This window comes from Okeanomitos corallinicola TIOX110, assembly GCF_038050375.1.
GTDB classification, from domain to species: Bacteria; Cyanobacteriota; Cyanobacteriia; order Cyanobacteriales; family Nostocaceae; genus Okeanomitos; species Okeanomitos corallinicola.
Genome location: NZ_CP150886.1, coordinates 2430931 through 2443415, shown reverse-complemented (window position 1 = coordinate 2443415; position 12485 = coordinate 2430931). Strand labels below are relative to the sequence as shown.

10 protein-coding genes are annotated in these 12485 nt (G+C 39.9%); 5 read left to right on the top strand and 5 right to left on the bottom strand.

Annotated features, from left to right (window positions below):
- The first annotated feature begins 2 nt into the window (after positions 1-2).
- Both WJM97_RS10555 and ptsP read left to right on the top strand, forming a co-directional pair.
- A complete protein-coding gene (locus WJM97_RS10555; protein WP_353932981.1) occupies positions 3-695 on the top strand; it encodes a hypothetical protein in 693 nt (230 codons plus the stop codon).
- A 137-nt stretch (positions 696-832) separates the two neighbouring features.
- On the top strand, positions 833-3334 hold the full coding sequence (ptsP, locus tag WJM97_RS10550; protein ID WP_353932980.1) for a phosphoenolpyruvate--protein phosphotransferase: 2502 nt from the start codon (positions 833-835) through the stop codon (positions 3332-3334).
- 17 nt (positions 3335-3351) lie between these two features.
- Here ptsP and WJM97_RS10545 read toward each other — a convergent pair whose 3' ends face one another.
- Positions 3352-3978, bottom strand: coding sequence for a CPP1-like family protein (locus WJM97_RS10545; protein ID WP_353932979.1), 627 nt, complete (start codon positions 3976-3978; stop codon positions 3352-3354).
- A gap of 618 nt (positions 3979-4596) precedes the next feature.
- Between WJM97_RS10545 and WJM97_RS10540 the strand changes: the two genes are divergently transcribed.
- Entirely contained in the window at positions 4597-5304 is a 708-nt protein-coding gene (locus WJM97_RS10540; protein ID WP_353932978.1) for a response regulator transcription factor, read from the top strand.
- A gap of 131 nt (positions 5305-5435) precedes the next feature.
- On the opposite strand, the gene WJM97_RS10535 is transcribed toward WJM97_RS10540, so the two are convergent.
- On the bottom strand, positions 5436-5633 hold the full coding sequence (locus WJM97_RS10535; RefSeq protein WP_353932977.1) for a DUF2811 domain-containing protein: 198 nt from the start codon (positions 5631-5633) through the stop codon (positions 5436-5438).
- 1099 nt (positions 5634-6732) lie between these two features.
- Between WJM97_RS10535 and WJM97_RS10530 the strand changes: the two genes are divergently transcribed.
- Positions 6733-8403 carry an iron uptake porin gene (locus WJM97_RS10530; RefSeq protein ID WP_353932976.1) on the top strand — a complete coding sequence of 557 codons (1671 nt, stop codon included), beginning with the start codon at positions 6733-6735 and terminating at the stop codon, positions 8401-8403.
- 95 nt (positions 8404-8498) lie between these two features.
- On the opposite strand, the gene hisIE is transcribed toward WJM97_RS10530, so the two are convergent.
- Positions 8499-9149, bottom strand: a complete 651-nt coding sequence (gene hisIE / locus WJM97_RS10525) for a bifunctional phosphoribosyl-AMP cyclohydrolase/phosphoribosyl-ATP diphosphatase HisIE (protein WP_353932975.1) — start codon at positions 9147-9149, stop codon at positions 8499-8501.
- A gap of 795 nt (positions 9150-9944) precedes the next feature.
- Positions 9945-10583 carry a carbohydrate binding domain-containing protein gene (locus WJM97_RS10520; protein WP_353932974.1) on the bottom strand — a complete coding sequence of 213 codons (639 nt, stop codon included), beginning with the start codon at positions 10581-10583 and terminating at the stop codon, positions 9945-9947.
- A 315-nt stretch (positions 10584-10898) separates the two neighbouring features.
- On the opposite strand from WJM97_RS10520, the gene hemL reads away from it, so the two are divergent.
- Positions 10899-12197: a glutamate-1-semialdehyde 2,1-aminomutase gene (hemL, locus tag WJM97_RS10515; protein WP_353932973.1), complete on the top strand. Its 1299-nt coding sequence runs from the start codon at positions 10899-10901 to the stop codon at positions 12195-12197.
- Between the two features lie 73 nt (positions 12198-12270).
- Here the strand turns inward: hemL and WJM97_RS10510 are convergent, their stop codons facing one another.
- Complete coding sequence (locus tag WJM97_RS10510) at positions 12271-12432, bottom strand: metallothionein (protein ID WP_353932972.1); 162 nt, start codon at positions 12430-12432, stop codon at positions 12271-12273.
- Positions 12433-12485 lie beyond the last annotated feature (53 nt).

Sequence of the window (12485 nt, the reverse complement as noted above, 5' to 3'; positions counted from 1 at the left end):
CAATGGTTCAAACTAAACAACTCGAAAGAGAAAAAATACTGGAAGTAGCACAGGAATACCGTCAAAAAGGTTATGAAGTAATACTTTCACCAAATCATGAACAATTACCTACTTTTCTACAAAACTATGGCTATAGTCCTGACATGATCGCACTTAGAGGAGAACAAGGTGTTATAGTTGAGGTAAAATCACGTCGTTCTTTTAGATTATCTGCAAACAATATACAAACATTAGCTCAGTTAGTTGAACAAGCTCCTAACTGGGGATTTGATTTGGTAATTACTAATCCCGATGATGAATTATATACGGATCAAATAGAAGGATCTCTACAAATAGATGAAATAAAATCTAGGTTACAAATTGCTAAACAACTTATAAATAATCATCCAGAATCAGCGATTTTGTTTATTTGGTCTTTAGCTGAAGCAACTTTGAGAATTCTGGCTGAAAGTGAAGGATTGATTTTGCAAAAACCAGAATCACCACCATATTTATTAAAGTTATTAGTGACTGAGGGTGTGATTTCACAAACTGACTATCAATTATTAATTAATAACCTTCAGTTACGTAATGCGATCGCTCACGGGTTCAAAACTAACTCACTCAGTCTCAACTCAGTAATTGAGGTGATTGAAGTTATCGAAAAGTTATTAGATTCACTCAATTGTGTCTCGTCAACCATAGATTCAATATAAAAGTCAGTTCTTGACTTGGTTAGTAACTTGTTACAAAAGTTAATCATCTCCTCAAAAAAATAAATACAACCTAAATAAATAGACTATTTTTGTATTCACAAACCATAATTGAATGGGTAAATGGCTAAGGTATTACAGTGGTTGGTATTGTTATTGTTTCCCACAGTAAACAACTGGCTCTAGGAGTACAAGAACTAGCTGCACAAATGGTTCAAGGTCAAGTATCCTTGGCTGTAGCAGCAGGTATTGATGATCCAGTAAATCCACTAGGTACAGATGCGATACAGGTTTATGAAGCGATCGCCTCCGTATTTTCTGATGATGGTGTTCTCATCCTCATGGATCTAGGTAGTGCTTTAATGAGCGCAGAAATGGCACTAGAATTTTTACCCCCAGAACAACGAGATAAAGTATATCTATGTGCAGCACCATTAGTAGAAGGTACTATTGCTGCTGCTGTTGCTGCTGCTGCTGCTAAGAATATCCAAGAAATCATTACAGAAGCACAGGGGGCATTAGTCGCCAAAGCAACACAGTTAAATTTTATCAGTATTCCCTTATCAGAAGTTAGTAACCAGAGTATCAGCAGTGCCAAAGTTTCTACCCAGGAAATTCGTATTCTAGTACGTAATCGTTTGGGTTTACACGCTCGTCCTGCGGCTCAGTTTGTGGCTACAGCCTCTAATTTTCAATCTCAAATCAAGGTACAAAATTTAACTAGAAATACAGAAGCCATCCGTGGTGATAGTATCAACCAAGTTGCTACTTTGGGAGTGCGTCAAGGACATGAATTGCTAATTACAGCCACTGGTATTGATGCTCAAGCAGCACTGGCAGCTTTACAAGCATTGATTATTAATAATTTTGGCGAAGACGATAGTATTATACAATTACCCACACCAAGGACAGAAGTCTCTGATCTGAATCAAGGGGAACTCAAAGGGATTGCCACTTCGGGAGGAATAGCGATCGCTCCTTTAGTTTATTTTCAATCTGCCTCTATTCCAGTTATGGAATATCACATAGAAAATGTAGAAGTAGAGTGGCAAAGATTACAGTCAGCTATTCAAGTCGCTAAACAGGAAATTCAGACCTTACTATCCCACGCATCACTACAAATTGGCGATGCAGAAGCCGCTATTTTTGATGCCCATTTGTTATTTTTAGCAGATCCAGTCATGTTAGATGCAGCGCGACAGCATATTGTTGAAGACAGACTCAATGCAGAAGTAGCTTGGCAAACTGTAGTCGAAGAAGTGGCAAATTCCTACCGGAAATTGGAAGATTCTTATTTGCAAGAACGAGTAGATGATGTGGTGGATGTAGGGCAAAGGGTGTTAAGAATATTACTTGGTAATTTGCCCACGGACTTACAATTAAGCGAACCATCAATTATTGTCGGTACAGATTTAAGTCCCTCTGATACCGCTAAGTTAGATCCGAATAAAGTCATGGGTATTTGCATGACTGCTGGTAGTGCAACTTCCCACAGCGCTATCATTGCCAGAACTTTAGGTATTCCCGCTGTTTTAGGTGTAGATTCTCAAGTTTTGAGTTTAGATAGCGGTACTTTAATGGCACTGGATGGGGAAAGTGGCAAGGTTTGGATAGCACCACCAGTAGATATATTAACTACCCTAGAAGCCAAGCGAGAAGCATGGCAAATTGCCCAAGCAGAAGCAAGACTGAAAGCTCATCAACCAGCAACTACCAGTGATGGGCAGCATATTCAAGTTTTTGCTAATATTGGCAATATTGCAGATGCTAAAGCTGCAATAAATTATGGTGCAGAAGGAGTAGGATTACTACGGACAGAGTTTTTGTATTTAGAAAAAACCAGTCCACCCACAGAAGAGGAACAACTAGAAGTTTACCAGGCGATCGCCGAAATTTTAGACAACAGGCCTTTGATTATTCGCACCCTGGATGTTGGAGGAGATAAACAACTTCCCTATCTCAGTTCTTTGAGTGCAGAAACTAATCCCTTTTTAGGTGTGCGAGGAATTCGTTTATGTTTAGAACATCCTCAATTATTAATCACCCAGTTGAAAGCAATTTTACGAGCTAGTGTCAAAAACCATAATATTAAAATCATGTGGCCAATGATTGCCACCTTAACAGAATTAAGAGCAGCTAAAGAGATATTACTTCAGGTACAGTCAGAACTACGACAAGCTAGTATAGCTTTTGATGAAAATATGGAAGTAGGGATGATGATTGAAACACCTGCATCTGTAGCCATCGCCGATCAATTAGCCCCAGAAGTAGACTTTTTTAGTATCGGTACAAATGATTTAAGTCAGTATGTCATGGCAGGCGATCGCACCAACCCCAAAGTAGCCACCTTAGCTGATGCCTTACAACCTGCGGTATTAAGAATGATTAAACAAACCGTGCAAGCTGGTCATGCTGCTAATATTTGGGTAGGACTATGTGGGGAAGTGGCAGCAGAAACCCTAGTTGCACCCATTTTAATCGGCTTGGGATTAGATGAATTAAGCGTCAACCCCCAAGCCATCGCCCCACTAAAACAAGCAATTTCCCAATTAACCATAACAGAAGCTCAGGCGATCGCCTCAGTAGCATTGCAGCAGGACTCCGCCACTAGCGTCAGAGAATTAGTTTATCCCATTGGTTAAGACACATCTAACCAAAATCAACGCAAAAAGCTACAAATTAACCACAACAATATAAAAGTCAGCACAGTAGACAACTGATTTGGGCTGATATTGGTCAGCTGTACTTGCGACAATAACCATGTAGCAATCAGTCCGCCGATAATCAAACCAACAATCAGACCACCCAAGCTGAGTAACACCGATCTACCAAATTTGTTTTCCTTGCGGTTAAGAAAATAAACACTTACCCCTAACCCCAACAACAAACCCAATTGTAAAACTTGCTCACTGGTGGCAGGAATAAATAAACTAATAGCACTTAGTCCTATATACCAAGCACCAGGTAAGAGAATTTCTGGTAGGCTTGGTTGGTCTAAAGTTTGTTGTAACCATGCTGGTGACTGCTCACGGGGAGCAGGGCTTTCTCTTGGAGGAGATGGTATTCGCATATCTGGAAAGCGGATACGCTCAGGTACTTTAATTTTACCTTCTTGGCGCATTCGTAGGCGATCCATGAGAACCGCATCATAAGCTGCTTCAATTAGTTCTCTATTGTTACCGTCACCACCATGTTGTTCTAACAGGCGATTACGCGCATTTTGAACTTCATCGAAACTAGCATCTTCTGATACCCCAAGTTTTTCGTAGGGATTTTGATCGCTCATGACAGTATGTTAATTTAGCCCTAGTCAACGGCAGTCTTGTGTTGAATAAAAAACAACTTGGTCGTCTTGGTTGTGTTGAAACAATTGTCCCAACGTATTTTCATCCTCTTCCAGGATATTAACACGGCTGAGTTTGTTCCACCCAATAAATTTAACTATAGTTATAGAAGTTTAGTTGTATGACTTAGTTCAAATGCTAGGATTCAGACATTAACTAGATCAGTGTAAATATTTGTAGTTGGGATCTGCCAGGAGAGTAACAAGTTTTAGCTTATTTCATTTTTCTTTACATAGTTGCATCTGCCCACCGACTTACATAAAAACATTGTCCAATCCCAAATCCTACTGAATAGACGATATGCAAAATTTAAGCAAAAGCTACAAATCAAGTCATAATTGACATTTAGTAGATATACTGAATTGCAGACCTGATTATTATCAAGATGAGTGTCTACGTTGTTCATAATTATAATCGCAGTTCTTAGTTACAGTCAATTTTGAACAATCAGGATACTTACACCTACCCCTTGTAGATTTGTCAGAACTGCCAAAGTAAAGAATGCGTTTCTACGCAACTTCCCTGTTAATCATAATGAATTTTTGTGCAAAGTGATGATCATGGCTCCTGCCAAGATTCTTGTAGTTGATGACGACCCAGCCGTGCGGAATTTAATCCAACGCTTTTTGATCAAACAGAATTATCAAGTAGAGGCTGCCGAAGACGGTAAAGCGGCCTTAGCTCTTTTCGAGCAATTTAACCCAGACTTGGTAATTCTCGATGTCAATTTACCAGATGTGATCGGTTTTAATCTGTGCCAGGAAATGCAAAGCCGAAATGGTGTGTTTGTCCTCATGCTCACCAGCCGTACAGATGAAGCCGACAAAATTCGTGGTTTTTCTAAAGGTGCTGACGACTATCTCACTAAACCCTTTGGTCTAGGAGAACTAGAAGTCAGAGTAGCAGCTATTTTGAGGCGACAGCGAGTAGTAAACACCAGTGAACAAAAACGCCTCATATTTGAAAAGCTGATAATTGATCCGGTACGCAGAGAAGTAACACTCAATGATCAACCGGTTCTCTTAACCGCCTTAGAGTTTGATTTGTTACATTTCTTAGCCAGTCATCCAGGTCGAGTTTGGCGGCGTGCAGAACTAATTCAACAAGTCTGGGATTATGAATATGTCGGAGATCAGCGAGTTGTTGATGTCCACATCGGTCAAATTCGTAAAAAAATTGAAATTGATGCCAGTCAACCAACATTGATTCAAACTGTACGTGGTGTTGGGTACAAATTTGAAAATACCACTGCTACCCAAACAGAATAAAATTAATACTTAGGGTGTAGGGTATGGGGTAACATCTTTCTAGTTTTTTCTAGTCCCCATCTACCCATCTACCCATCTACCCATCTACCCATCTACCCATCTACCCATCTACCAATATTCTCAGCCTATTTTTAGCACTTTTGAAACAAAGTCTCTAGATAAACACGAGCAGCATAGCGATCGCTATCTCCGTTTTGTAGTAAAAACAATGATAGTGCCGCAGTTAGTACCCGATTTTGATCCCAGTCTGGGTGAGTCTCTAGGTATTTTTTCAATGATTCATGAAGTGTTTCGGGAATCTCCGTCAAGATGTTTACTGTTGCGTTCATAATCTTGTCCTTGCGGTGATGGCTACGTAAAATCAATCCCAATACTGATCGGTAGGTGGCAGAAAAGAGTAAGTAAACACGAGCAAGAAATGATCTTGACCCTGTAACCCTATCCGAACCCAAGCACAAGCTTTTATATTCTTAACCGAGCAGTATTGCAGACAATTCCTAGTCAGGTTGATAACCCAAGCTAACATCTCAATTTGATCTAACAAATTTGATACCAACTATTGAACGGAGTCACAAGCCGACTAAAAAAGTAAGTCGAATCATTTTGCACTCAGAAGGGGTAATTTTGTCAATGCTGCGAAATGTTAAAAATCAGCAGCCACAAAACTACTTTTCACGAAAAAACAAGCATTTAAGCCATATTTTTGTTACATAACTCAATAAAAACTCAGTTACTACCCTGCCTGTTGATAAAACTAGAAAATCCCCAACAAATCAGCCAAAGTTGATTTATGCGTCAAGAGCCTGTGGAAAACCCATAAATTTCCTGTGGAAAACCTGTGAAATAGATGAGGATATTGGCAGTCAATAATAAGAATTACAAAAATCTTGATTTTGATGAATTTTGCCTGAAAATGCCCCATAAACTTATCCAGTATTAACTGGATACAAGTACAGATTGATTATCATTTGTTTAATAAAACATATAGAAAATTTTAATAATAATTTTGATCCACATTGGATACAAGTAGTATTTAATAGAACTACTGGAATATTGTGGTAAAAAATTCTTACCAGTAATTGCAACTACCCAACAGAAATTACTGACTTTAGCAATTTTAAATCTAAAAACAACACAGCAAATCCCAGTTATACAAGGTTTTTCATACTAACAGATGACAGGTGAAAGCTGATTTAGATTTAAAAATATTGATTGAGTAATGGTATTGCTGATTATTTATAGAAGAAGCAAATAAGCACTAATGTAATCAACCAATTTTGAGTATCAATCAGTTTTGGCTATTACTGATGCCATCAACTTCTTATCTATAGCTATAAATAGCCAATGTATACTCGATTAATCTGGAGAATATAGAGCCACAATGATTATTAATCCGAAACGATAAAAATTTGGTAGTGAGGAGTGATTATGAAAATCAATTTACGAAATACCGATAAAATAGGTTTACTGTGCTTACTATCTGGACTTTTTCCCCTCCAAGCTGTAGCCCTGGAAAGTCCCCAACCAACTGCAAACCAAGCAGATCAAGTAACATCTGTTTCCCAACTCTCAGACGTACAACCAACAGACTGGGCATTTCAGGCTTTACAATCCTTAGTAGAAAGATATGGATGTATAGCGGGATATCCTAACAGCACATATCGCGGTAATCGCGCTATGACCCGCTATGAATTTGCAGCCGGGTTAAACGCTTGTTTAGATAGAGTAAACGAACTCATCGCCACTGCGACAGCAGATATGGCCACAAAACAAGACTTAGCCACCATCCAAAAACTACAAGAAGACTTTGCCGCTGAACTAGCAACCCTCAGAGGTAGAGTAGATGCAGTAGAAGCACGTACCGCAGAACTGGAAGCAAATCAATTTTCCACCACCACCAAACTCACTGGAGAAGCCATTATCAGTGCTATTGGTGCAACTGGAGGAACTCCCGGAGGAGACGATCCCAACATTATCCTTACCAACCGAGTCCGCTTAAACCTGATGACCAGTTTCACAGGTAAAGACTTACTGATCACAGGTTTGCAAGCTCATAACTTTGCAGGTGGTATAGACGGTTCTGGCAGTCTTCAAGATAGTTTAGGACTAGCATCACCATTACTTAGTGCTAGTAGTGCGCGAACAGGTATTGAACCCCAATTTCCTGGAGTTGATGTAAAAACCCTAAATGCCACAGGTGCAAACTCCTTAGAACTATACAAACTGCTGTACATCTTCCCAGTTGCCAACAAACTTACCCTATTTGCAGGAACTGCGGCTGAAGTTTCCGACGCTTTCCCAGCTATTACACCCTTCTATGGAGAAGGAAAAGAATCTATTTCCCGCTTTGGTAACTTAAACCCCGTGCTGAGAGTTTCCGGTGGTACTTCCGGTAGTGGTTTAGCATCTGCGGCCGGGTTTATTTACAGTTTTTCCCCAAACCTGGATTTAAGAGCCTTGTATGGTAGCGTCAATGCTAACCTACCCCAAGAAGGCGCAGAAGTTTTACCAGGAGTATCAGGAACACCTTTAGGTGCGGGTGTATTTAGCGGTAGTAGCGTAGCAGCTGCCCAGTTAACGTTTAAACCCAGTAAATCTATAGATGTGGGATTAAACTACGCTCATAGTTACCATGAGATTAATATTTTAGGTACAGGTTTAACCAGCCAAGATATCGGATCGTTAAACGTACCATTGGGAACACCTGTAAAAATGAACTCCATCGGGGGAACAGTCACCTGGAGATTTTCTCCACAAGTTGCTTTTTCTGGTTATGGTGCAGCTATCTTTGCAGAAGATTCATCTCCAGATTTTGACGACTCTGCTACTTTCACTAGTTGGATGGTAGGTTTACACTTCAAGGACTTGCTGCAACAAGGTAGTTCTGCTGGTTTATTATTTGGACAACCTTTGTATAGCAGTGAGTCAGGTAATCCAGTCAATAGAGCCACACCTTACCATTTAGAAGGTTATTATCGTTTCCGAGTTAGCGATAATGTCAGCATTACCCCTGGTGCGTTTGTGTTATTTAACCCCGAAGGTGACAGCAACAACGACACCACATTGGTAGGGGTACTAAGGACAACGTTTACATTTTAGGTAATTGGGCATGGGGCATTGGGCATTGCTAAAAAAGTCTTTTCTCCCCCTGCCTCCCCTGCCTCCCCTGCCTCCCCATCTCCCCATCTCCCCACCTACTTCCGGCGTTCTTGTAATTTCCGATAAACGGCTTTTAAATCAACTTGATGATGAGCGATCGCAACGAGGGTATGATAAAACAAATCTGCAACTTCACCGGCGATCGCCTCTGGATCATCATCTTTACAGGCCATGACTACCTCGGCACTTTCCTCACCAACTTTCTTTAAAATCTTATTATCACCACCAGCCAATAATTTACAGGTATAGGAATTTTCATTGGGATGATCACGGCGATCGCAAATTACCTGAAATAATTGAGATAACATATCAGCGGGTGGAGGTGTAATTTTCCCATCAACCTGATGAAAACAACTTCTTTCCCCAGTGTGACAAGCAACATCACCCAACTGCTCAACACCGATTAACAGAGCATCACTATCACAATCATAACGAATACTTTGTACCTTCTGAATATGACCAGAAGTAGCTCCCTTATGCCAAAACTCCTGACGGGAACGACTCCAAAACCAAGTCTCTCCAGTTTCCAAAGTCTTTTGTAGAGATTCCCGATTCATCCAGGCCATCATTAACACCGTACCATCCAGATAATCTTGGATAATTGCCGGTACTAAACCTTTGTCATCATAGCGAATTTGTTCTACAGGAATGGCAGATGAGAGCGTTAGTATTTCAGAAGAAGACATGACAGGTTATTTGGTCTAAGAATGATCAATGGTTTTAAGATATCATTACTGAAAAAAATTAAAAAATTAATGTCTATATTTATCAACATGGGGTTTAGCAGTGCTGAACCCCTACCAGTCTTTAATTGCCGTATTTATTATAAGATAGTTCTTCCTTATCAATTTCATGATAACAAATCTAAAAGCTGTTGTCAACCCCTGAATACTGTTTTTTTGTGCTTTTTTTCTGAATCAGAATATCTTCTTGGAGTCGTCAAAAGAAATTAAAAATTTAATATTAAAAATCTGCGTTTATCTGCGTTTATCTGCGTTTAATATATAATTTGTCTGAATCAGGATTTACAGGATTTAAGGATTTACAGGATGTAATTTTTTCCAACATCGTAATTTTCAAACTTGGTAATTTTTGTCTGAATCAGAATTTTCAGGATTTAAGGATTTACAGGATGTGATTTTTTCCAACATCGTAATTTTAGTAATCAAGCAGTAATAATAACCGTAAAACATGAAAGCTAATTATATTTTTTGTAGGAGTTTATCTATAGTTTATCTGATGCTAATTTCAACTACATAATTGATTTCAATAAACAAACTTTTAAACATTCAAAGCACCCTAATAAACCATCCTGTTAATCCTATAATCCTGGAAATCCTGATTCAGACAAAATCATAATCCTAAAAATCCAGATTCAGACACTTTTAAACATTCAATGCACCCTAACAAACCATCCTGTTAATCCTATAATCCTGTACTTCGACTTCGCTCAGTAACCAGATATCCTGATTCAGACAAAATTAAACAACAGTATCCCCAGAATCAACAACAACTTTCTTCACTGCTAACCGCTTTTTAGCCTGTCTCATCAATCCTAGAGCAAAGAGAGAACCGACTGTGGGAATAGTTGCACCACCAGGAACGTCAAAGGGGACAGCAGTAGCACCGGTCAAAGATACGTTGTCTAAATAAGTCCCGCCCAACAAACCATCATCGTAAGCAGTAAAAGTCAATACATCTGAGGGTTGTGAGGCTACAAAACTGGTGGAAAAGGTAGTGAAAGCAGGAGTATTGTTATTCGTTAGAGAGGCTAGAGTTGTAGAACCCAGTGTGGCGGAAATATTATTTGGAAGTCCGGAGAACAGCTGATAATAGTCAAAACTAAAGTTATAGGTCTGTCCTACAACTAGACCGCTTATAACTTGCGATAAACTGGCTGGAGAAGAGGAAAGAGCATCTGCATAAGCCCTATTAGACGAATTGCCAGATATATTCGTATTATTAGGAGACCAACCACCATTATTAGTCCATCCAGTCAAACCATTTTCAAAATCCCCATTAGTGACAAATTCTAGTGCTTGCGCTGGAGATGCAGCACTAACAACCATCCCAGCCACAGCACCACCAACCACTAACGGCAAAATCCGAGATAATTTCATCACGTTGTCCTTTTTTTGTTTGCAAATAACATCAACCACAGAAAGCAAAAGGTGAGTCAGTTCAACACCTAAGCATTCTCATATTGACTGCATTGTAAAAAAAAAACAACAAACTTGTCTAGTTGTTTCACCGAAGAATTACACAATTTAATATAATTTGTTACCTCTGCCCCTTACCCATACCCCACTTCAGAAATCACAACAGTCACAAAAATTACCACAGTAGCCAATTCCATAAGCATAGAAACTTTCAGCCTGATTTTGTCTTATCCTCAAATAAAGGCTTAGTTTGATTACCACCCATAGGAGATAACCTTGGTCAACACCACAATTAAAACCACAAAATCACAAGAAATCTTTACCGCTGCTCAAAATTTAATGCCAGGAGGAGTTAGTTCTCCCGTGCGTGCTTTTAAATCCGTCGGTGGACAACCCATAGTATTTGATCGAGTTAATGGCGCGTATATTTGGGATGTAGACGGAAATAAATATATAGACTATGTAGGTACTTGGGGCCCTGCTATTTGTGGTCATGCACATCCAGAAGTAATTTCTGCACTCCAAGAAGCATTAGTTAAAGGTACTAGCTTTGGCGCTCCCTGTGCGTTAGAAAACGTTCTTGCAGAAATGGTGATTGATGCTGTTCCTAGCATCGAAATGGTTAGATTTGTGAACTCTGGTACAGAGGCTTGTATGGCCGTACTCCGATTAATGCGAGCCTACACCAAACGCGATAAAGTTATCAAGTTTGAAGGTTGCTATCACGGCCACGCTGATATGTTCTTGGTGAAAGCTGGTTCTGGTGTAGCAACACTGGGTTTACCTGACTCTCCTGGAGTTCCCAAAGCTGCAACCAGCGACACCTTAACAGCACCTTATAACGATTTGGAAGCTGTCAAAGCCCTATTTGAAGAAAACCGCGACCAGATTGCTGGTGTCATTCTTGAACCAGTAGTTGGTAATGCAGGGTTTATTACTCCCGATGCCGGTTTCTTGGAAGGTTTACGGGAACTCACCCACGAACATGGAGCTTTATTAGTATTCGATGAAGTAATGACTGGTTTCCGTATTGCTTACGGTGGCGCTCAAGAGAAATTTGGTGTAACTCCAGATTTAACCACTTTGGGTAAAGTTATTGGTGGTGGTTTACCAGTGGGTGCTTATGGTGGCCGTCGTGATATTATGTCCATGATTGCCCCCGCAGGCCCAGTGTATCAAGCTGGTACTCTTTCTGGTAATCCTCTAGCGATGACTGCGGGAATTAAAACTCTAGAACTACTGCAAAAACCTGGTACTTATGCTCGTTTAGAGGAAATTACCAAAAAATTAGCTGATGGTTTACTGCAAGTTGTTCAAGAAACAGGTCACGCTGCTTGTGGTGGTAATATCAGTGCGATGTTTGGCTTATTCTTTGCTCCGGGTCCTGTTCATAACTATGAAGATGCCAAAACTGCTGATACAGCTAAGTTTGGGCGTTTCCACAGAGGAATGTTAGAACGGGGTATTTACTTAGCTCCATCTCAGTTTGAAGCAGGTTTTACCTCTTTAGCGCACACAGATCAAGACATTGAAGCAACTTTGGCAGCTGCTAAGGACGTGCTTTCTAGTCTCTAATTTCTGGAAGTGACGGGTGACAGGTGATAGGTGACACAAGTTTATTGTTACCCCTCACCCTACACCCTACACTTTAACAACCACATCCTTTATGTCCACAGCCTTGGATAGTTTGATGTCCTTCCGCACAGCCCTCGGAACAATAGTATTTACCTTCTTTCAAGATCGAGTTCTCTAGGGAAACTATACACAAGCACTTAGGACAAGCGCACTTCATTTGATTCACCATAGTCATTGCTGTTCTCCAAATTTTTATGTAGAGATTATACTCTAACATATGAACAGGTA

Coding starts and splice junctions, on each gene's coding strand:
- hisIE (WP_353932975.1), bottom strand. CDS start 9,149: ATGTCTTCTTCTGAAATACTAACGCTCTCATCTGCCATTCCTGTAGAA.
- WJM97_RS10510 (WP_353932972.1), bottom strand. CDS start 12,432: ATGACTATGGTGAATCAAATGAAGTGCGCTTGTCCTAAGTGCTTGTGT.
- WJM97_RS10545 (WP_353932979.1), bottom strand. CDS start 3,978: ATGAGCGATCAAAATCCCTACGAAAAACTTGGGGTATCAGAAGATGCT.
- WJM97_RS10530 (WP_353932976.1), top strand. CDS start 6,733: ATGAAAATCAATTTACGAAATACCGATAAAATAGGTTTACTGTGCTTA.
- WJM97_RS10540 (WP_353932978.1), top strand. CDS start 4,597: ATGGCTCCTGCCAAGATTCTTGTAGTTGATGACGACCCAGCCGTGCGG.
- WJM97_RS10555 (WP_353932981.1), top strand. CDS start 3: ATGGTTCAAACTAAACAACTCGAAAGAGAAAAAATACTGGAAGTAGCA.
- WJM97_RS10520 (WP_353932974.1), bottom strand. CDS start 10,583: ATGAAATTATCTCGGATTTTGCCGTTAGTGGTTGGTGGTGCTGTGGCT.
- WJM97_RS10535 (WP_353932977.1), bottom strand. CDS start 5,633: ATGAACGCAACAGTAAACATCTTGACGGAGATTCCCGAAACACTTCAT.